We start from the raw sequence: 20,648 nt of genomic DNA, 5'->3' as shown, positions 1-20,648 counted from the left end.
CATATATATAATAGTATAGTCGAGGTAGAAACAATGAAACTACAAGTCGAAGATGCACGTCAAGAAAGGGACCGCAAATTCCCTTTTTCTTTCAAAAAACCGGCTGCCGCATTAGGTGAAGTAGAGGCGTTTCCCTGGAAGGATAATGAAGTGACCGTTGTCGGGAAGTTTTGGTATGACGGATCTCATATTATCGTTCGAGGAACGGTTCATACTTCAGGTGTCTACCCGTGCGGACGCTGCCTGACACCGGTATCGGTGGATCGGAAGGAAAGGCTGTCTGAAGTCTACGGAACGGAAGCGGAGCTTCCGCCTGATGTACTTCCTTATAACGGGGAATATATCGATTTGACAGAGACGATTCGAGAAATCTTGATCCTCAGTGAACCAATGAATGTATTGTGTCGCCCAGATTGTGCAGGCTTTTGCCCGCAGTGCGGCGCAAATCTGAATGACGGGCCATGTAGTTGTCCTACCGAGAGGATCGACCCTAGATTGGCTGTTTTAAATGATTTATTGCATGATAAACAATAAAACGGCTTGCTACCATGCGTTAAGGAGGTGCAGATTATGGCAGTACCGAAGAACCGATTATCTCAGACGCGTCAGAATAGACGCCGTGCGAACTGGAAGCTGACAGCACCGGGTTACGTAGAATGCCCGCAGTGTCACGAAGCGATGATGCCCCATCACGTATGCCCTACTTGCGGCTTTTATAAGGGCAAACAGGTTGTCAATAACACAGCAGCTGAATAAGAAACAAGAGGGTGTGCCTGATAAGGCACACTTTTTTTGTCAGTGCGGGAGTTTTTTTCTTTGTTGGTTTGGACCCCCGGCTTATGTTATAATATAAAATACGATTTACGAAAGGAGTGGCTTGCTGATGCGGGCAATGGGAATTGATCCGGGAACGGCCATCTGCGGTTTCGGCGTTGTCGATGCTGACGGCAGCCGGCTGCGTCCGGTTACGTACGGTACGATCGAAACGACGCCGGAGCATACCGATGCGGAGCGGCTGGTCATGATCCACGATGGACTGCAGGAACTCTATGCCAAGTATCATCCCGATGTGATCGGCGTGGAGCAGCTCTTTTTTAACCGCAATGTGACGACGGCCATTGCCGTCGGGCAGGCCAGAGGCATCGTGTTGCTTACGGCACAGCAGGCGGCGATTCCCTTGCTGGAATTTTCGCCGCTTCAGGTCAAGCAAGGTGTGACCGGTTACGGCAGGGCGACGAAAAATCAGGTAATCGATATGACGATGCGGCTTCTCGGAATCCGTGAAAAGATCAAGCCTGACGATGCGGCCGACGGTTTGGCCATGGCCATTTACGCCGTTTATTGCAGCCGTTCGCAGCGCTTAAGGAGGACAGTGCAGTTATGATCGGATATCTTGAAGGAACGGTGACACATACGTTTCGCGATTCCTGTTTCGTCAATGTTCGCGGTGTCGGTTACCGGACTTATGCGCCGCTGTCGACATTGGAACAGCTGACGCCGGGTCGGGAAGTCCTCCTGTACACGTATATGAATGTCAGGGAAGACGCCATTTTACTTTACGGGTTCCTGACGCAAGATGAGTATGATCTTTTCATGCTTCTCATCGGGGTCAACGGCGTCGGGCCGAAAGTGGCTTTAGGGATTCTGAGTGCCGTGCAGCCCGACGGATTTCGTGTGGCTGTACAGAAAAAAGATATGAGCACGTTGACGAAGATGCCGGGTATCGGCAAAAAAACGGCGGAGCGCATCGTCCTGGAATTGCAGGATAAGATCGGCGGGATTGCTGCAGGTGCAGAAGCGGAACCGATTGCCGCGCCGGCAGGAGCGTCGTCCGGTATCGGCGAGGAAGCATTGGCGGCGCTGTGCAGCCTCGGATACACGACTCAGGAAGCGGAACCGTTGATTGCCGTACATCAGGAACGGGCGAAAACGGTAGAAGAGTTGATCAGAGCTGTGCTCCGTGCTCTCGGCACGAGGAGGTAAGGATGGAAAAGCGGATCGTAGAAACGAACGACATACCGGGAGATTCTTGGCAGTACAGTTTGCGTCCCCATTATTTGCAGGAATATATTGGGCAGGCTAAAGCCAAAGAAAATTTGCAGGTCTTTATTACGGCGGCCAAGAAACGGCAGGAAGCGCTGGATCATGTTCTCTTGTACGGGCCGCCGGGGCTCGGGAAAACGACGATGGCCGGTATCGTCGCCAATGAACTGGGCGTCAATCTGCGCATCACGTCCGGCCCCGCTATTGAGCGGGCAGGAGATCTGGCGGCGCTGTTGACGAATTTGCAGGAACGGGACGTCCTCTTCATCGACGAAATCCATCGCCTTTCACACAGTGTTGAAGAAGTTCTTTACGCGGCGATGGAAGACTACGCGCTAGATATTGTCATCGGCAAGGGGCCCAGCGCCCGCTCGGTGCGTATCGATTTGCCGCCGTTTACCCTGATCGGCGCGACGACGCAAGTCGGCCGTTTGGCGCCGCCTTTGCGTGATCGGTTCGGCGTTATCTGTCGTCTCGAATTTTACCGTCCAGAAGAACTGGTGCTGATTATTGAGCGGACTGCCGCCATTTTGCAGATTGCAATTGAGCCACAGGGAGCCATGGAAATCGCGACCCGTTCTCGCGGCACACCGCGTATTGCCAACAGGCTCTTGAAGCGTGTGCGCGATTTTGCCGAGGTGGCTGAGGAACCGCAGATTACGGCGGCGCTGGCTGCCAAAGCACTGGATCGGCTGGAAGTGGACCGGTGCGGTCTTGATCGGACGGACCGGCGCGTATTGCAAGTTATTATTGAAAAGTTTGCCGGCGGTCCCGTCGGTTTGGATACGATCGCCGCTGCTATCAGCGAGTCTGTTGACGCCGTTGAAGATGTGTATGAACCCTTTTTGATGCAGCAGGGGATGCTTAACCGAACTCCGCGGGGGCGTGTTGTTACGGCAGCTGCGTACCGCCATTTGGGACTGCCCGTGCCGACCGATACCGAACGGAGCCCGTCGCTCTTCTGAGGAGGTACATATGGCGAAACTCTTGATTATCATCGGTCTTGTCTGTATTCTCGCCGGCGTCGTCTGGCTGCTTGTGGATCAGGCCGGGATCAGTCGTTTTCTCGGCAATCTGCCGGGCGACTTCCATTGGACAAAGGGGAACATGTCGTTCCATTTTCCATTGGCAACATCGCTGCTTATCAGCGTCGTATTGACGATCGTACTGAACCTTTTTCTGCATCGCTGACACAGGAGGAAGATAGTCAATGAAGAGCTTGAAAAAAATGGGAGCGGCTGCGGCAGCCGTCGTTTTTTGTTGTCTGACGGCCGCTGCTTTTGCTGCCGGAGCAGGACCGAATGTCCGGATCGGGATTCGCGAGGGACAAGGAGCCGTTTCCGTTATGAGTCCCCAAGGTGTCGGCGTCTACCGGAACGGCTCGTTATGGAAAAAATACGGAGCCAACGTACCGGTGCGCATTTCTCTCGACGGTACGGCTGTCGCCGTCAACGGGACGCCGGGCGCCGGGCCGATCACCGTGCGGCCGCTGACAACGAACGGTTCCGTAAAAATTACCGACGGATATGCGTATCGCGGCGCCATGGAATTCATCAAATCGCCGACGCAATGGGGCATAACGGCGATCAATGTTGTACCGACGGAACAGTACTTGTATGGTGTCGTCGGCAAGGAAATGTCGCCGTCATGGAGCCTGGAGGCGCTGAAGGCGCAGGCTGTTGCCGCCAGAACATATGCTGTTTCTCATAAAAATTATTATCAGAAGCGCGGTTTTGACATGCTTGACGATACGCACAGCCAGACCTATGCCGGCATTAACGGTGAAGCACCGTCGGTACGGCAGGCTGTCGATGTGACGAACGGCGAAATTCTGACATACGGCGGCAAACCGATTGACGCTTTTTTCAGCGCTACTGCCGGCGGTTGGACGGAGAACAGTGAAAACGTTTGGGGCAATAAGATTCCCTATTTGCGCGGCGTAGCCGATCCCAGCGATCAGATGCCGGCGTACCGTTGGGCCGTAACGGTTTCGCCGGAACGGTTGGCAAGTAATCTTGCCGCTGCCGGAAAGGGTGTCGGCACGGTGCATTCCATCACCTTGTCGCCATTGGCAAAGCGGCCCATGCGTGTTGCCGACCGCGGCGTTTCGGGCCGGGTCTTGTCTCTGACCGTCAACGGTTCTGGCGGCAGTGTGAAGATTACGGGGAATTCCTTCCAGGACATTTTTGACTTGCGCAGCACTCTTTTTGATTTTTATCAAGGCGGCGGCACGCCGCCCGACCCGGATCGGGGGGCAGTCTCGCGCGGGGCTACATTTGCCGTCAAAGCGGGGATGCCGATTACGATCTACGGCTTCGGCTGGGGACACGGTCTGGGCATGAGCCAGTACGGCGCGTATCAAATGGCCAAGACCCACGGCACGGACGCGGCGTATTACCGGACAATCTTAAGTCACTATTACAGTAACACGAAGCTTGAACAGTTATATTAAGGAGTACGATTACCATTGAAATTAAGCGATTTCACGTACGATTTGCCGAAAGAGCTGATCGCACAACATCCGGCCGAACCGCGCGACGCGGCGCGGCTGATGATTTATGATAAAAAAACGGGCCGTACGGAACATCGGTTTTTCTATGATCTTGTCGATTATTTGACAGCCGGCGACGTTCTGGTCTTTAATGATTCCAAGGTTATTCCCGCCCGGCTCCACGGGCAGCGCGTCCCGACAGGAGGCAAGGTAGAGCTTTTGCTCCTGACGCCGGTAGGCGGCGATATGTGGGAAGTTTTGGTAAAGCCGGGTAAAAAGGCTTTGCCCGGAACGGTCTTGGCGTTTGCAGAAGGGCTGACGGCCGAAGTCGTCGACCGTACTGATTTCGGCGGTCGTCTCGTCAAGTTTTCATACGACGGCATTTTTGATAACATTATCGATAAAATTGGCGAAATGCCTTTACCGCCGTATATTCATGAAAAGATGAAGGATCCGAATGATTATCAAACCGTCTATGCCCGTGAAAAAGGATCGGCAGCGGCTCCGACGGCAGGTCTTCACTTTACGGATGCGCTGTTGGACAAGATCAGGGCAAAAGGAGTGGAAACGGTTTTCGTTACGCTTCACGTCGGTCTCGGTACCTTTCGTCCCGTTGAAGAGGAAACGATCGAGGATCATGAAATGCATAGCGAGTTCTATCATATTACCGCTGCTGCGGCGGCAAAGATCAATCGGGCCAAAGACGAAGGGCGGCGCGTCATTTCCGTCGGCACGACGTCTGTCCGCACCTTAGAGAGCGCCGGCAGCGGCGGCCGTATTGAAGCTGGTTCGGGTTGGACGAATATCTTCATTTATCCCGGCTTCACCTTCCGTATTGTCGATGCGTTGGTGACCAATTTTCATTTGCCCGAATCAACGCTGCTGATGCTGATCAGCGCCTTATCGGAACGGGAAAAAATACTGCAGGCTTATGAGCTGGCAGTCAAAGAAAAATACCGTTTCTTCAGTTTCGGCGACGCCATGTTTATACAGTAAGGAGGATGTTTCGTGGTCATTACGTACGAACAGCAGGCTGAATGCGACGGCGCCAGAGCGGGTCTGCTGCGGACGCCGCACGGTACCTTCAAGACGCCGATGTTCATGCCTGTCGGTACGCAGGCAACGGTGAAGACGCTGACCCCGGAAGAGTTGTACAGTATGGGCGCTCAAGTTATTTTGAGCAATACGTATCATCTCTTTCTGCGGCCCGGCGAGGAACTGATCCGTGAAGCCGGCGGCCTGCATCGCTTTATGAATTGGAAACAGGCGATCTTGACAGACAGCGGCGGTTTCCAGGTGTTCAGTCTGGGGCAAATGCGCAAGATCGGAGAAGAAGGCGTCACGTTTCGCTCGCATCTGGACGGCTCAAAAAAATTTTTGTCTCCTGAAGTATCGATGGATATTCAAATGGCATTGCATTCCGATATTGCCATGGCTTTTGACGAATGTATTCCCTATCCTGCCGATTACGAGTATGCGCAGGCTTCGACGGAGCGGACGAGTCGTTGGGCGAGCCGCTGCCTGACTCATCACCACTGTGTTACGCAGGGCCTGTTCGGGATCGTTCAGGGCGGCATGTATCCTGAGCTGCGGCGGCGAAGTTGTGCCGATTTGGTTGACATGAATTTTGACGGTTACGGCATCGGCGGCTTGAGTGTTGGCGAATCAAAGGATATAATGTATGATGTATTGGAGAATACGACGATTTATCTGCCGCGGGATAAGGCACGTTATCTCATGGGCGTCGGCACGCCCGATTGTCTGATTGAAGGCGTGGCGCGCGGCGTTGATATGTTTGACTGCGTCTATCCGACACGGGTAGCGCGTAACGGGATGGCCATGATCCGTACAGGTCGTCTTACTGTACGCAACGCGGCTTATGCCCGCGACTTCAGGCCGATCGAAGAAGGTTGTCAGTGCTACACGTGCCGCAACTACTCGCGGGCCTATATCCGTCATTTATTTAAGGCGGAAGAACTGCTTGCGTACCGTTTGGTAAGCATTCATAATCTCTATTTCCTTCTGAACTTCATGCGGCAAATGCGGCAGTCCATTATTGACGGCACGTTTCGCGAGTTCAGAAAAGCATTCTGGCAGGAGTATCAAGATGCCTGATACAGCGCATCTTCATACGTATAAATTTTGGAGGTGAAAAGGATGGATATGGAACAATTACAGGCGTTTGCGCCTATTCTGCTGATGGTGGTCATTTTTTATTTCATGCTGTGGCGGCCGCAAAAGAAACAGCAGAAACGGCGGCAGGAAATGTTGGACAGCTTGCGCAACGGCGCGAAGGTAATCACTGCCGGCGGTATTTACGGCACGATTGTAGCGCTTCATGACGAGTACGTCATGCTTCGCGTTGCCGACAAGGTGGAAATAAAGGTTTCCCGCACTGCCATTACGCAAGTTCTGGGAAAGGGTGCAAAGACTGAAGGCAAGTCGCACAAAAAAGAAGACGTGTCTGATGAAAAGGTGACGGAAACCGCGGCGACACCGGCTGCTTCAGAAATGACGGAAACGACAAAACATGAAGAATAAGGTCCTGCTCCGGCAACGGATGAGGGAACTGTTACAACAGCTGCCTGCCGCAGTACAGTCGGCAGGCAGGGATGCTGTCTGCCGGTACGTGTCCGCTTTGCCGCAATATCGGCGGGCAGAACGGATTATGGCATTTCTCCACATGCCCGGTGAGGTCAGCCTCGATGCGTTGATCGCTGCGGCCGTTGTCGCCGGCAAAGAGGTCTACGTGCCGCGGTGTCTCGGTCCCGGGCTGATGGAGGCGGCCAGATTACCGTCACTGGCGGCTGCCGTCAGCGGCGCTTACGGTATTCGGACGGCACCGCCGGACAGTCCGGCTGTCGCGGCGACATCCTTGGATCTGATTCTCGTCTCCGGACTGGCCTTTGACGCAGCCGGGCATCGTCTGGGACGGGGCGCCGGTTTTTACGATCGTTATTTGCAGCCCTTGCGGCGTGACGTCAGCATTGCCGTAGCGTGGCAGGCACAGATCGTTGCGGCAGTACCGACAGAAGCGCACGATGTCCCGATGTCACTCATCGTGACGGAAGAAGGCTGTCATCATATTTAGGAAAGAAACGTACCCAAGAGAGGGGGATATATGTTGCGGAGCCGTAACATTTTAAAATTTTTCGGAGCAGTCATCATTATTTTAGCTGCCTTTATCATCTGCATTTATCCGCTGGCCAATTCCATCAAGCAGGGCCTCGATCTGCAAGGCGGTACGCATATTGTACTGGAAGCTGTCGATACGCCTGATGCTCCGGTAACGGAAGACTCCCTGGGGCGCGCCGTTTCTATCGTTGAACGACGTATCAATGAAATGGGGCTGACAGAGCCGATCGTCCAAAAAGAAGGCGCCCGCCGTATTATCGTCGAGCTTCCCGGTGAAAAGAATCCGGAAAAAGCGATCGAAACTATCGGCAAGACTGCCGTCATGGAATTTAAGGATGAAAGCGGTACGACCCGTCTAACCGGTTCCGATCTGAAAACGGCGAAAGAACAGATCGACGATGGCCATAAGAATGTCGTCGGCATCGAATTTACCGATGAAGGTGCCAAGAAATTTGCCGACCTGACGGCCTCCAATGTGGGACATAAGATCGCGATCACCCTCGATGGGGAAGTCTTGACGGCGCCTGTTGTCAACGAACCGATTACAGGCGGCAAAGCCGTCATTACAGGCAGTAAAACGCTGGAAGAAGCAAAAAATCTGGCTATCCTCCTGCGTTCCGGCGCATTGCCGGTAAAACTGCAAGTTCTGGAAGTCCGTACGATCGGACCGAGCCTGGGGCAGGATTCGAAGGAAAAGAGTGAAAGAGCTTTTGCCATCGGAATCCTGTTGATCATGATTTTCCTTGTCGTCATTTACCGCATGTCCGGCGTCGTCGCCAATATTGCTCTTCTTGTTTACGTGCTGATCCTGTTGGCGATCTTGAAGTATCTCGATGCTACGCTGACCTTGCCGGGGATTGCCGGGATTATTTTATCCATGGGATTTGCCGTCGATGCGAATATCCTGATTTTTGAACGATTCAAAGAAGAGGTGCTTGTCGGTAAGAGCTTGCGTACATCGATGGAAGCGGGCTTCCGCCGTGCCTTCAACACGATCCTCGATGCTAACGTTTCCGTTATGATCGCTGCCGTCGTACTGATTCTCATGGGCTCCGGTACGGTCAAAGGGTTTGCCGTCAACTTGGCTCTTGGCCTTATTGTCAGCATGTTTACGGCGATCCTTGTCAGCCGTTCGCTGCTTACGTGGTTTATCAATACGGGGTTGATCATGAATCCGTGGTTTTACGGACTGAACCGGCATCTTGACAAAGGCGGAAAAAAGGAGGGACAGGCATGAAATTCAACATTGTAGGTCATAAAAAATGGTGGTTTGCCCTCTCATCCGTTCTTGTCATTGCCAGTATCGTTTCGATTCTTATCAACGGGTTCAATTTCGGTATCGATTATACGGGCGGTACAATACTCGACCTTCATTTCAACCGGCCTGTCACGGTGGCGGAGGTGCGCCAGGTGACGGACGCCTCGCCGCTTGGCTTGGAAAGCAGCGTTATTCAGCTCTCCGGCGTTACGGATCAGAATTCATCTGCCGACGTTATGGTGCGCATGCGCAATTTATCCAGTGATGAAAGCAAGCAGGTCGCTACCGCCTTGGGAGATCGGCTCGGCGGCGCTGAGATCAGACGAACCGAATCGGTCGGCGCTGTTATCGGCTCGGAAGTGACGAAAAATGCCGTCATGAATCTGGCCGTCGCCTTTATTGCCTTGGCGGCCTATATCTCTTTTCGCTTTGAATACAAGATTGCCGTTTCGGCTATCGTTTCCATTCTACATGATCTGATTATGGTACTGGGCGTATTTTCGTTCTTTCACTTGGAGATCGACGCGTCCTTTCTGGCCGCGATTCTGACTGTCGTCGGCTATTCGATGAACGAAGCCGTCGTCATCTTCGACCGCGTTCGTGAAAATACGCGGACCCACAGGCGGACCGACACGTATGAGAAACTGGCGTATGACAGCATCGCGCAAAGTATTCATCGCAGTATCTATACGCTGACAACCGTTCTTTTTGCCTGCGGCGCGCTGCATTTCTTCGGCGGCGAATCGACGAAGAATTTTTCCCTGGTCATGCTCATCGGCTTTATCAGCGGTGCTTATTCGTCTATCTGCGTCGATACGTCCCTTTGGGTTGTTTGGAAGAATCATACGTCCGATCGCGGCAGCAAGTTACGGCAGGCGACTGCCGCCGAAGAAGGCGGAGAAAATTGAAGGCGAAATGCAGTCGTATCCTGAAAAATGGCCTGTTCGGTAGGAAGACAAGTATTCATGTCGCCGGAAGTCCTGCCCGCTTGTGCGGCAGCTCTGGTCGCGTTGGGAGATAAGCGTTTGGCATCAAGAAAGGGCGCATATTACAGGCTGATTATGAATGGGTTGCCGCCTGTTGCCGAAAAAGGCGCATTGTCTTTCATGGAACTGACAGACAGAAGAACCGTCTTGACAGGGACAGGTAAAGTTGCTACTATATTAACAATATAAAAAAGCAAAGACCGGAAGAAGCGGTAAGGAGCCGTCGTCAGAGAGATGCTTGTGCGGTGTGAAAGCATCGGCGGCTGTGCCGTATGTCACCCGTGAGCCGGCAGGAGGAAAGGCCTGCCCGGGAGCAGCCGTTATCTGTAGTTGAGCGGTCATGCTGGTGCATGGCAATATAGGTGGTACCGCGGAAGGGATTAAGCGTTCTTTCGTCCTACAGGAGATGATCCTGAGGCCGAAAAACGCTTTTTTTGTCGTGTAGGAGGAAGAGTTATGGAATGGAACAAGGAAAAACTTGAAGGGTATGCTCCCAATGAATTGGAAACGAAATGGTACGATTTTTGGGAACGGGAAGGCTACTTTCATGAAGCGCCGGATCCGGCAAAAGAACCGTTCAGCATTGTCATGCCGCCGCCTAACGTTACGGGGCAGCTGCATATGGGCCATGCGCTGGACAATACGTTGCAGGATATCCTCGTCCGGTTCAAGCGCATGGCCGGTTACAATGTGGCCTGGATTCCCGGCACCGACCATGCGGGGATCGCGACACAGGTCAAGGTGGAAGAACAGTTGGCTAAGGAAGAGGGAAAGACGCGCTACGATATTGGCCGCGACGAATTTCTGAAACGGGTTTGGGCTTGGAAAGAACAGTACGGCGGTCGCATTGAAAAACAGGTTCGCCGTCTCGGTTCTTCCTGCGACTGGAGCCGCAAGCGCTTTACGATGGATGATACCTGTGCCCGCGCTGTCCGTGAAGTTTTCGTTTCCCTCTATGAACGGGGACTGATCTATCAGGGCCAACGGATTACTAACTGGTGCCCTCACTGCAATACGGCGCTGAGCGATATTGAAGTCGATCACAGTGATGAACAGGGACATTTGTGGTATGTCAATTATCCCGTTGTCGGCGAAGACTGCTATGTCACGATTGCCACGACGCGACCGGAAACAATTATGGGCGATACGGCCGTTGCCGTCAATCCGCAGGATCCGCGTTTTGCCGGAATGATCGGTAAGAGGGTTGTCATTCCGCTGGTCCACCGTAAAGTTGAAATTATTGCCGACGAGTACGTCGATCCGGAATTCGGTACCGGCGCTGTCAAGATCACGCCGGCTCATGACCCGAACGACTTTGAAATGGGGCAGCGTCATCATCTGGAAGCAGTCATGATCATGAATCTCGACGGTACGATGAACAGCGCGGCCGGAAAAAAATATGACGGCATGACACGGGAAGAATGTCGCAAAGCCGTCGTTGCCGATTTACAGGAACTCGGCCTTCTCGATCATGTTGAAGAACTGAATCATGCCGTCGGGCATTGTTCGCGCTGCAAGACGATTGTCGAACCGTTTTCGACGAAGCAGTGGTTTGTCAAGATGAAACCGCTGACAACAGCGGCTCTTGACGCCGTAAAGGACGGAAAAACCGAATTTGTACCTGACCGGTTCAGCAAGACGTATAATCATTGGCTGGAAGACGTTCATGACTGGTGTATCTCCCGCCAGCTCTGGTGGGGACATCAGATTCCCGCCTGGTACTGTGCCGATTGCGGTGAAACGTCGGTAAGCCGCGAAGATCTGACGGAATGCCCCCATTGTCACAGCAAGCATATTACACAGGATCCCGACGTTCTCGATACGTGGTTCAGCTCGGCACTCTGGCCTTTTTCCACGATGGGGTGGCCCGACCGGACGGCGGATATCGAACAGTTTTTTCCGACGAGCGTGCTGGTCACGGGCTATGATATTATTTTCTTCTGGGTTGCCCGCATGATGTTCATGACCTGTGAATTCATGAAAGAGATTCCTTTCAGACACGTCTTTATCCACGGCCTCGTTCGCGACAGTCAGGGACGGAAGATGAGCAAATCTCTGGGGAACGGCATTGATCCTCTCGGCGTCTGTGAAGAGTACGGCGCCGACGCGCTGCGTTTTACCTTGGTGACGGGCAATACGCCGGGTAATGATATGCGTTTTTATATGGAACGGGTCGAAGCGAATCGCAATTTTGCCAACAAAATCTGGAATGCGGCAAAATTCGTTATCATGAATCTGGATGATTATGATGCCGGCTTTATTCCGGAAACGGATGATTTTACCTTGGCCGACCGCTGGATACTGTCGACTTTCAACGACACGGTTCGCAAGGTTACGGAGAAGCTTGATTCCTTCGAGTTGGGCGATGCCGCTGATGCCGTTTATAACTATATTTGGAATTCTTTCTGCGACTGGTATATTGAATTGGCCAAGCAGCGCCTCTATAAGCCGGATGATAAGGACAGCAGAAAGACGGTGCAATATGTCTTGATCTATGTTCTGACACATACGTTGGAACTGCTCCATCCGTTTATGCCTTTCGTAACGGAACACTTGTGGCAACATCTGCCTCATGAAGGGAAGAGCATTATTGTCGCACCGTGGCCCCAGGTACGGGCCGAATGGGACTTTTCCGCTGCTGCGGCAACGATGAATACTTTGATGGAGGCGATCAAGAACATCCGTAACATGCGTGCTGAAGCCAACGTGCCGATGGGCAAAAGGGCGCCGATCACCTTGGTTCCCGCCGATGACGTTATGGCGGTGACACTGCGCAGGTATGAGAACTATTTCTTCACGCTGGCCTTTGCCGACGGCGTCAATTTGTTGACACCTGCTGACGAAAAGCCGGAAAATGCCGTTGTCGCCGTTGTGCCTGGCATTGAAATATATCTCCAGCTGAAAGATCTGATTGATGTCGAAAAGGAAACGGCCCGCGTCCGGAAGGAACAGGAAAAAATGACGAAAGAAATTGAACGGCTCGTCAAAAAACTGTCGAATCAAGGCTTTCTGGCGAAGGCTCCGGCAGACGTCGTTGACAAAGAAAAAGAAAAGCTTGCCGGTTATCGGGAACGATTACAGGCGTTGACGCAACGTATGGAAACTTTGGAGAAATTGTAGGAAGGCGTATGATGACGTACGAAGAAGCTGTATATTATTTGGAACATGCTGCGGCCTTCGGCATTAAGCCGGGGCTGCAGCGCATTCGGGAACTGCTGCGGCGGCTGGATAATCCCCAGGATAAATACCGGACGATTCATGTGACGGGTACGAACGGCAAAGGTTCCGTTACGGCAATGATTGCGGCAGGTCTGACGGCGGCAGGCTGTAAGACGGGTCGGTACACGTCACCCCATCTGGAGGCGTATACGGAACGAATCCGTATAGACGGAGAGGATATAGCCCCGGACGACTTCGCCGCCGTTACCGCTGCCGTTGCCGCTGCGGTTGAGGCCATGGCCGCAGACCGTTGGGAGCGGCCGACAGAATTTGAAATGTTGACGGCTATGGCGTTTCTGTATTTTTTTCGGTGCCGCGTAGACTATGCCGTTATCGAAGTCGGACTCGGCGGCCTTCTCGATTCGACGAATGTGATTATGCCGCATCTCTCGGTCATAACTAATGTCGCCTTGGATCATATGGCGTACTGCGGCGATACGGTAGAGAAAATTGCCGTCCATAAGGCCGGTATCATCAAACCTGCCGTTCCTGTCGTGACGGCGGCGACAGAGCCGGCATTAGCTGTTATTGCGGAAAAGGCAAGAAACGGAAAATGCCCTCTTTATCGCTGCGACAAGGATTTTCACCTCGGCAGTTGTACCGTTCGCAGCGTGAGAAATACGTACGTCCAGGATAGTACGGTTATTTTCGACAAAGGAGACAGGCTGACCGTCACGACAGCGTTGGTCGGTGCGCATCAAGGGAGGAATGCGGCCCTTGCGGTTATGGCGCTGCGTCTTTTGCGGCCCTGTATCGGCGCTTTGACTGACGACGTGATCTGCAGGGCGCTGACAGGCGTTTCTTGGCCGGGACGCTTTCAAATAGTGGAACAAAACGGGCAGACCGTAGTAATTGACGGTGCTCATAATCCGGCCGGCATCGACACCTTTTGTCAGACCTATGACGCCGTCTTCGGCAAACGGCGGCGTGTCTTCGTCTTTGCCGTTCTGGCCGATAAGGATTACAGTCAGATGATGGGACGGCTGTTTCGGCAGGACGATCTTGTCTTTTGCGCTCCGGCGCCGTCACCGCGGACGGCAGATCCGGAAAAGCTCGTTGCCGCCATTCCTTGTCGCGCCGAGCCTTGCGCGACTTTAACGGTTGCGTTGGCAAGGGCCTTTGCCGCGGCGACGGCAGAAAAGGTGCTGGCCGTCGTCGGGTCTCTCTATATCCAGGGAGAAGTGCGGCGTTATCTGCGGCAGAAAGGATTTACCGTGTAAGTATCTGGACAACAGACAAAGAAGTTCGTATAATTGAAGTCAAAGGAGACACGTTATGAATCTGATGACTTTAAACCAGAGCAGTCCCCGGGACAAGGCGAGAAAACGCGTCGTCTATGCCCTTTTGGGGACTGCTTTTTTTCTGCCGTTGAATCTGATTGCCATGGAGATCTGTTTTGTGACGGCTGTATTGTGCGGCGCTTATTACCAATGGAAATATGGCGATGTTTTTCGGCGCCGCATGCCGCTGGCGGGTACTGTTCTCGCCTTCGCCGTCACGTCGTTCATTTCTCTGGCGGGGACGCCGCACTTCTTGTTGGCTTTGGCTTTTTACGCTTTCACGGTGCTGCAATACATTTTGCTTTATCAACTGACGACGGCCTTCGTCCGTGACAGCGAGAGGCATCTGTTTATCTGTTGTCTCCTGGCCAGCGGCCTTTGTGTCGCTGTTTACGGCTTGTATCAGTATGCTCACATGCTGACACTCAGGGAGGCGGAATGGGTCGATAATTCGACTTTTCCGTTGCTGCGGCGCCGTATGTACTCGACGCTGTACAATCCCAATTTGCTTTCGGCGTTCCTGCTGATGGTCCTCAGTCTCGCCGGAGCTTTCGCTTTAGAACGGCAAGATCGCCGTCAAAAGTTCGGCTGCTTCTGCTTGGCTGCCGTGTTTTTTCTCTGCCTGATATTGACTTATTCCCGCGGCGCCTGGATCAGCGTCGGTGCATTGGTTTTTTTCTTCGGTCTTTTCTGGGATAAGCGTATTTGGCTGCTGTTTTTGATCGTGCCTGCCGTGCTGTTGTTCTATCATGGCGGTGTTACGGAACGTCTCCTTTCTGTTTTCAGTCACCGTGATGCCGATACGTCCGTCGCTATGCGTCTCGACATGTGGAGTAGCGCGGTTTTGATGATTGCCGATCATCCTTTTTTCGGCATCGGCTGGGGCAGCTTCAAATATGTTTATCCCGTCTATAATGAATTGATCCAGGATGCGGGTATTGTGATTTTTCATGCCCATAATATGTACCTGAATATACTGGCTGAAACCGGCATCATCGGGTTCAGTGCCTTTATGTCCTTCTTTTTCGGCAATGGTTGGTATGCGTTCCGGTTTCTCCGCCGCCATGCGCTTCGTTCGCCGGAAGGGGCCTTCGCTATGGCTTTTATTGCCGCCGTTATGGCGTTAGCAATATGCAGTATCAGCGATTACGATCTCTTTAGTACTCAAATTTCACTTACTTTTTGGCTTCTGAGCGGCCTTTTTTCGGGGATATACGTAGATCATCGTAAAAAAATAAAAAAAAGTTTGCGAAATAATTCACAATAATATATAATAAGGACATATAAAAAGAAGTCCATATATATAGGTTATGGTTGCGTTCAGACACGGCCATAGCGAAAAATACGTCGTATTTTAGTTGGAGGTACCGTCCATGAGACAGAAGAAGGCAATATCGGATGCCGTCATCGAACGATTGCCGCTGTACTACAGGGATCTCTTATTGCTGCAGGATGCGGGAATTGATATCATATCGTCGGAAAAATTGGGAGAACGTCTGGGTATTACGCCGGAGCAGATCCGCAAGGATCTGACTTGTTTCGGTGCCTTCGGCAAAAAGGGCGTCGGTTATTATGTCAGTGAGTTGAGTCAGCAGATCGTTGAGATCATCGGCTTGGAACAACACTGGAAGATCGCCATTGCCGGTATTGGTCATTTGGGCTGGGCTTTGGCGAACTATAAGACCTTCGGCCGATTGGGATTCCGCACGACGGGGTTGTTTGACGTTGATCACCGCATTATCGGCCAGAACGTCGGCGGCATTGTCGTTACGCCGACCAGTGAAATGTCGGAAATCATTCGTCGTGAAGACATCCAGATCGGTATCATCACGACGCCGGCATCAGTGGCCCAGCAAGTGGCGGATCAGATGGTCGAAGGAGGGATACGCGGTATTTTTTCTTTTGTGCCGTTGCGGTTGAGCGTACCTGATCGGATTTTCGTCTTCCGCGAGGATCTGTCCATCGGTTTGAGCCGCATCTCTTATTACTTGACCAATAAAGCACGTGAATGATATTGTTTGAGACAACTCCCTGCGCCGGTATGGTGCAGGGAGTTTTATTTTGAAACAAAGGTTCGGTGGAACTACACGCATTGAATCTGCACGCCGTAGAGTCATTAGTATGCAGGAATACGATAATCCTTTGAGCCGCATGGATTATTTTGTGTTTTTTTGCAGATGAAGCGTTTCGGCGTAAGCGGCGACGGCTTCTTTTTTCGTAATGTATCCTTCTTCCGTCATGCCGGCCAGAACGATTCGTTGCCGGTCTTTGGCGGCGTTGTAATTTACCAACGGATTGTAGTAGGTCGGGGCCTGCAACAGGCCTGCCAGCAAGGATGCCTGCCCCAAAGAAAGATCTGACGGGGCTTTGCCGTAATAGGTATGGCAGGCTTCGGCGATGCCGGTGGCATTGGCTCCAAAGTAAGCTGTATTAAAATACATTTCCAAAATCTGATCTTTCGTATAATTTCGTTCCAACAAGATGGCGAGTATCAGTTCCTGGGCTTTTCGCGTTACCGTCTGTTCTTGGGAAAGAAGCATGTTTTTGACAACTTGCTGACTGATAGAACTGCCGCCTTCGACGGTTTTTCCTGATTGAAGATTAGTGGCCAGGGCGCGAAGGATCCCAATGGGATCGACGGCGCCGTGCTCGTAGAAGCGGCGATCTTCCGTAGCCAGTACGGCTTGCTGCAGAGATTTCGGTATTTCTCGCAGCGACGTCTTGGTTTTTCCCGCCTTTATTTTCGCCTCCATCGTTTCGCGAAAGTGCAGATAGATGTAGAGCGAATCGCCGGCGTTTTTTTCCGTTTGTTTGCTGACGGTCGTTCCGGATGTTGTGTGGTGGTTGTCCGTGAATGTTATCCACGCAAAGGTCATGGCGAAGACAAGGGCGAAAAGTATAGTGAATTTTAGTTTCATAAGGAGTCCTCCGTGAATCTATTGTATCATATTCTTGTGTAATAATTCTATCTTCGCCGTTCCTTGACGCACGCCGCTTCATATGATTTATCCGATTTTCTGCGAAATACGCCGGTAATGTGACCGGGAAGCAATTTGCAAAAAAATACACAAAAAATATTAATACGAAATACTTGCATAATATTTCAAACGGTAGTATACTGTCAGTCATAGATAAGAAATGTGCTTCGGCACACGAGTTCTGCATATGAGGGAGGAAATGAGAATGAATGAGATCAAGAAGATCGTTTTAGCATATTCCGGCGGGTTGGATACGTCCGTTATTATTCCGTGGCTGAAAGAACATTACGTTGGCGCCGAGGTTATCGCCGCTTGTGCCGACGTCGGCCAGCCCGATGATTTTCCGGCTATTGAAAAAAAAGCCTATGCTTCAGGGGCGGCAAAAGTTTACATCATGGATTTGAAAAAGGAATTTCTTGACGAATACGTTTGGCCGACGATTCAGGCCGGCGCCGTCTATGAGGGGAAATACCTCTTGGGGACGTCTTTTGCGCGGCCGCTTATTTCGAAAAAGCTTGTCGAAGTTGCCAAGGCTGAAGGCGCCGATGCCATTTGTCACGGCGCAACCGGCAAAGGAAATGATCAGGTGCGTTTCGAGTTGACTGTCAAGGCCTTGGCTCCGGAAATGAAACTCATTGCGCCGTGGAGAATGTGGGAACTAAAATCGAGAGAGGATGAGCTGAAATACGCTGAAGCGCATAATGTACCCATTGATTATCAATCGGAAGAAAATCCTTATCCCTACAGCATGGATTGGAATATCTGGCACTTAAGCCATGAAGGCGACGATCTGGAAAATCCCGCCAATGCGCCGAAGGATATGGTCTATATGGTTACGACACCGCCGGAAAAGGCGCCGGATACGCCGGCATATATCGAACTGACCTTTAAAGCCGGAAAACCGGTGGCTCTTGACGGCAAGGCCATGGATTCGTTGGAACTGATGCAGGCCGTCAATGAAGTCGGCGCGAAAAACGGCATCGGTATTGTCGATATTGTCGAAAACCGTTTGGTCGGAATGAAGAGCCGCGGGATTTATGAAAATCCCGGCGGGGCCATTCTCATGTATGCACACAGGGAATTGGAGTATCTTTGCCTTGATAGAGATACGTATCATTATAAAGAAAATGTAGCCAACAAGTATGCCGAACTCGTTTATGACGGCAAATGGTTTTCTCCGCTGAAAGAAGCGCTGGACAGCTTCATACAGTCTACGCAGCAAACGGTAACGGGGACGGTAAAGCTGAAGCTTTATAAAGGGAATATTATCAGCGCCGGCGCGCAGTCGCCGTATTCACTGTACAGTGAAGAATTCGTCACTTTCGGCGCTGACGAAGTGTATAACCAGAAAGACGCCGAAGGGTTTATTAATCTCTTCGGGTTGCCGCTGCAAATGAGAGCGTTCATGTTGCAGCAAATACGGAAGGAACAGGCGTAAGGAGTAACGTGATGAAATTATGGGGTGGCAGATTTACGAAAGCAACAGATAAAACAGCAGAGGCTTTTAATGCGTCTATTCAGTATGATTGCCGCATGTACGGCGAAGATATTTGCGGCAGTATCGCCCACGCTTCCATGCTGGCCAAACAAGGGATCATTACGACGGCCGATAAGGAGACAATCATTGCCGGACTGAAAGCAATTTATAAAGAAATAGAAGCCGGTGATTTTGCGTTTTCGATTGCCTTGGAAGATATTCACATGAACGTGGAGCAACGGTTGACAGAGGCTGTCGGTGAAGCCGGTAAGCGGCTTCATACCGGACGCAGCCGAAACGATCAGGTCGCGTTGGATACGCATTTGTATGTACGGCGGGAAATCGCTGCCGTGGCGAAGCTGCTGATCGCTTTGCAGCAGGCGATAATTGACGCTGCCGAAAAATACGGCGACGTTATCATGCCCGGGTATACGCACTTGCAGCGGGCGCAGCCCATTCTGTTCAGTCATCATCTGCTCGCTTATTTTTCCATGCTTTCCCGTGATTTCTGTCACCTGGAATACGTTTGGAAGTTAGCCGACATAATGCCGCTCGGCGCCGGCGCGCTGGCCGGCACGACATATCCTCTGGACCAGCAGTACGTTGCCGATTTGCTGCATTTCACAACCATTTATGACAACAGTCTGGATGCGGTCAGCGACAGAGACTATATTCTGGCTTTTCTGGAATTTGCAGCCAATTTGATGATGCATCTCAGCCGTTTATCGGAAGAATTTATTCTCTGGTCGTCATCGGAATTTAAATTTATAGAACTTGATGATGCGCATTGTACGGGGTCATCAATTATGCCGCAAAAGAAAAATCCCGATATCTGTGAACTGGTTCGCGGCAAAACCGGTCGTTTCTACGGGCATCTTATGGGACTTTTAACGGTAATGAAGGGGATCCCCATGGCCTATGACAAGGATATGCAGGAAGATAAGGAGGGGCTTTTCGACGCCGTCGATAACTTGAAATTCGCCTTGGCGATCTATGCCGACATGATCGGCGCCATGAAGGTCAATAAGGAGCGGATGCGCAGCGTGCTTGAAGAAGATTTTTCCAATGCCACCGATATGGCTGATTATCTGGTCAAGAAAGGACTGCCTTTCCGGGAGGCTCACGCCGTTGTCGGCAAGACTGTCCGTTATTGCATTGAATCCGGCAAGGTGCTGCAGGAACTGAGCCTTGAGGAATTCAAGGCGTTCAGTCCGGTTATCACTGCCGATATCCATCATTTTCTTTCTATCGATATCTGTGTGGAGCAGCGGAAGACATACAACGGCACGGCGCCGTCATCGGTTCGGCGGCAGCTTGCAGCCGCCGGAACGACGGTGGCTGCTGAACTGACCGTACAAGAGCGGTGGCAGTCCGTTGCAGATTCGCTGTATGAATTGGCGGACTGAAATGCGCTGTGCCTTGAATACGTCTGTCGTGCAAACAGGTGAAGTGAGGCTTGCGCGTTTATAATTTATTTCATCAAATTCGGCAATTTGCTGTTGCCAAAAAAATTTTTTCATGTTATGATATGACTGTAGTAATTAATAATAACAATCCGTTAATAATTTCGGGAGGTTTTTATCATGGATAAGTACGAATGCAGCGTTTGCGGTTATGTTTATGATGAAGCTGAAGGCGATGCCGATAACGGTGTTGCAGCAGGCACGAAATTTGCCGATTTGCCGGAAGATTGGGTTTGTCCTATTTGCGGCGCAGATAAAGATTCCTTCAATAAGCTTTAATAGGTATCTGTAATTTGGTACAATAAAACTACTATCATC

Annotated in this window: 21 protein-coding genes and 1 pseudogene; 21 read left to right on the top strand and 1 reads right to left on the bottom strand. The window is 51.6% G+C overall.

All coding sequences use genetic code 11. The features are described from left to right. Positions 1-33 precede the first annotated feature (33 nt). The 18 genes and pseudogenes from HMPREF1250_RS08940 to HMPREF1250_RS08855 all read left to right on the top strand — a co-directional run bounded on the left by HMPREF1250_RS08940 (position 34) and on the right by HMPREF1250_RS08855 (position 16,424). Complete coding sequence (locus tag HMPREF1250_RS08940) at positions 34-534, top strand: YceD family protein (protein WP_023054381.1); 501 nt, start codon at positions 34-36, stop codon at positions 532-534. A gap of 36 nt (positions 535-570) precedes the next feature. Beyond that, positions 571-756, top strand: a complete 186-nt coding sequence (gene rpmF / locus HMPREF1250_RS08935; protein WP_036243141.1) for a 50S ribosomal protein L32 — start codon at positions 571-573, stop codon at positions 754-756. 127 nt (positions 757-883) lie between these two features. Then, on the top strand, positions 884-1,384 hold the full coding sequence (gene ruvC / locus HMPREF1250_RS08930; protein WP_023054379.1) for a crossover junction endodeoxyribonuclease RuvC: 501 nt from the start codon (positions 884-886) through the stop codon (positions 1,382-1,384). After that, positions 1,381-1,983, top strand: coding sequence for a Holliday junction branch migration protein RuvA (gene ruvA / locus HMPREF1250_RS08925; RefSeq protein ID WP_023054347.1), 603 nt, complete (start codon positions 1,381-1,383; stop codon positions 1,981-1,983). Before ruvC ends, ruvA begins: the two co-directional genes overlap by 4 nt. 2 nt (positions 1,984-1,985) lie before the next feature. Further along, on the top strand, positions 1,986-3,008 hold the full coding sequence (gene ruvB, locus HMPREF1250_RS08920; protein ID WP_023054299.1) for a Holliday junction branch migration DNA helicase RuvB: 1,023 nt from the start codon (positions 1,986-1,988) through the stop codon (positions 3,006-3,008). A 10-nt stretch (positions 3,009-3,018) separates the two neighbouring features. After that, entirely contained in the window at positions 3,019-3,234 is a 216-nt protein-coding gene (locus HMPREF1250_RS08915) for a DUF2905 domain-containing protein (RefSeq protein WP_023054287.1), read from the top strand. A 19-nt stretch (positions 3,235-3,253) separates the two neighbouring features. Further along, a complete protein-coding gene (locus HMPREF1250_RS08910; protein WP_023054344.1) occupies positions 3,254-4,495 on the top strand; it encodes a SpoIID/LytB domain-containing protein in 1,242 nt (413 codons plus the stop codon). Positions 4,496-4,510: 15 nt separating this feature from the next. Continuing rightward, a complete protein-coding gene (gene queA, locus HMPREF1250_RS08905) occupies positions 4,511-5,530 on the top strand; it encodes a tRNA preQ1(34) S-adenosylmethionine ribosyltransferase-isomerase QueA (protein ID WP_023054285.1) in 1,020 nt (339 codons plus the stop codon). Between the two features lie 12 nt (positions 5,531-5,542). After that, positions 5,543-6,649: a tRNA guanosine(34) transglycosylase Tgt gene (gene tgt / locus HMPREF1250_RS08900; RefSeq protein WP_023054284.1), complete on the top strand. Its 1,107-nt coding sequence runs from the start codon at positions 5,543-5,545 to the stop codon at positions 6,647-6,649. A gap of 48 nt (positions 6,650-6,697) precedes the next feature. Continuing rightward, a pseudogene (gene yajC / locus HMPREF1250_RS08895) lies at positions 6,698-6,964 on the top strand (preprotein translocase subunit YajC); the annotation flags it as partial. Positions 6,965-7,064: 100 nt separating this feature from the next. Beyond that, positions 7,065-7,625: a 5-formyltetrahydrofolate cyclo-ligase gene (locus tag HMPREF1250_RS08890; RefSeq protein WP_023054366.1), complete on the top strand. Its 561-nt coding sequence runs from the start codon at positions 7,065-7,067 to the stop codon at positions 7,623-7,625. Positions 7,626-7,655: 30 nt separating this feature from the next. Continuing rightward, positions 7,656-8,906 carry a protein translocase subunit SecD gene (secD, locus tag HMPREF1250_RS08885; RefSeq protein WP_023054350.1) on the top strand — a complete coding sequence of 417 codons (1,251 nt, stop codon included), beginning with the start codon at positions 7,656-7,658 and terminating at the stop codon, positions 8,904-8,906. After that, positions 8,903-9,835 carry a protein translocase subunit SecF gene (secF, locus tag HMPREF1250_RS08880; RefSeq protein ID WP_023054341.1) on the top strand — a complete coding sequence of 311 codons (933 nt, stop codon included), beginning with the start codon at positions 8,903-8,905 and terminating at the stop codon, positions 9,833-9,835. Before secD ends, secF begins: the two co-directional genes overlap by 4 nt. Positions 9,836-9,892: 57 nt before the next feature. Beyond that, positions 9,893-10,102 carry a hypothetical protein gene (locus HMPREF1250_RS08875; protein WP_036243137.1) on the top strand — a complete coding sequence of 70 codons (210 nt, stop codon included), beginning with the start codon at positions 9,893-9,895 and terminating at the stop codon, positions 10,100-10,102. A 267-nt stretch (positions 10,103-10,369) separates the two neighbouring features. Then, positions 10,370-13,033: a valine--tRNA ligase gene (locus HMPREF1250_RS08870; RefSeq protein ID WP_023054378.1), complete on the top strand. Its 2,664-nt coding sequence runs from the start codon at positions 10,370-10,372 to the stop codon at positions 13,031-13,033. Between the two features lie 8 nt (positions 13,034-13,041). Continuing rightward, on the top strand, positions 13,042-14,352 hold the full coding sequence (locus HMPREF1250_RS08865; protein WP_023054305.1) for a bifunctional folylpolyglutamate synthase/dihydrofolate synthase: 1,311 nt from the start codon (positions 13,042-13,044) through the stop codon (positions 14,350-14,352). Positions 14,353-14,407: 55 nt separating this feature from the next. Further along, on the top strand, positions 14,408-15,679 hold the full coding sequence (locus tag HMPREF1250_RS08860; RefSeq protein ID WP_023054294.1) for an O-antigen ligase family protein: 1,272 nt from the start codon (positions 14,408-14,410) through the stop codon (positions 15,677-15,679). A 106-nt stretch (positions 15,680-15,785) separates the two neighbouring features. Beyond that, a complete protein-coding gene (locus HMPREF1250_RS08855; RefSeq protein ID WP_023054357.1) occupies positions 15,786-16,424 on the top strand; it encodes a redox-sensing transcriptional repressor Rex in 639 nt (212 codons plus the stop codon). A gap of 144 nt (positions 16,425-16,568) precedes the next feature. Here the strand turns inward: HMPREF1250_RS08855 and HMPREF1250_RS08850 are convergent, their stop codons facing one another. Further along, on the bottom strand, positions 16,569-17,330 hold the full coding sequence (locus HMPREF1250_RS08850; RefSeq protein WP_023054304.1) for a transglycosylase domain-containing protein: 762 nt from the start codon (positions 17,328-17,330) through the stop codon (positions 16,569-16,571). A gap of 265 nt (positions 17,331-17,595) precedes the next feature. Between HMPREF1250_RS08850 and HMPREF1250_RS08845 the strand changes: the two genes are divergently transcribed. The 3 genes from HMPREF1250_RS08845 (at position 17,596) to rd (ending at position 20,609) form a co-directional block, all read left to right on the top strand. Continuing rightward, complete coding sequence (locus HMPREF1250_RS08845) at positions 17,596-18,828, top strand: argininosuccinate synthase (protein WP_023054315.1); 1,233 nt, start codon at positions 17,596-17,598, stop codon at positions 18,826-18,828. An 11-nt stretch (positions 18,829-18,839) separates the two neighbouring features. Beyond that, complete coding sequence (gene argH, locus HMPREF1250_RS08840; RefSeq protein ID WP_023054286.1) at positions 18,840-20,273, top strand: argininosuccinate lyase; 1,434 nt, start codon at positions 18,840-18,842, stop codon at positions 20,271-20,273. Between the two features lie 177 nt (positions 20,274-20,450). Further along, positions 20,451-20,609, top strand: coding sequence for a rubredoxin (gene rd, locus HMPREF1250_RS08835; RefSeq protein ID WP_023054348.1), 159 nt, complete (start codon positions 20,451-20,453; stop codon positions 20,607-20,609). Positions 20,610-20,648 lie beyond the last annotated feature (39 nt).

It is taken from the genome of Megasphaera vaginalis (ex Srinivasan et al. 2021) (assembly GCF_000478965.1).
GTDB classification, from domain to species: domain Bacteria; phylum Bacillota; class Negativicutes; order Veillonellales; family Megasphaeraceae; genus Megasphaera; species Megasphaera vaginalis.
This window is presented reverse-complemented; position numbering and strand designations above follow the sequence as displayed.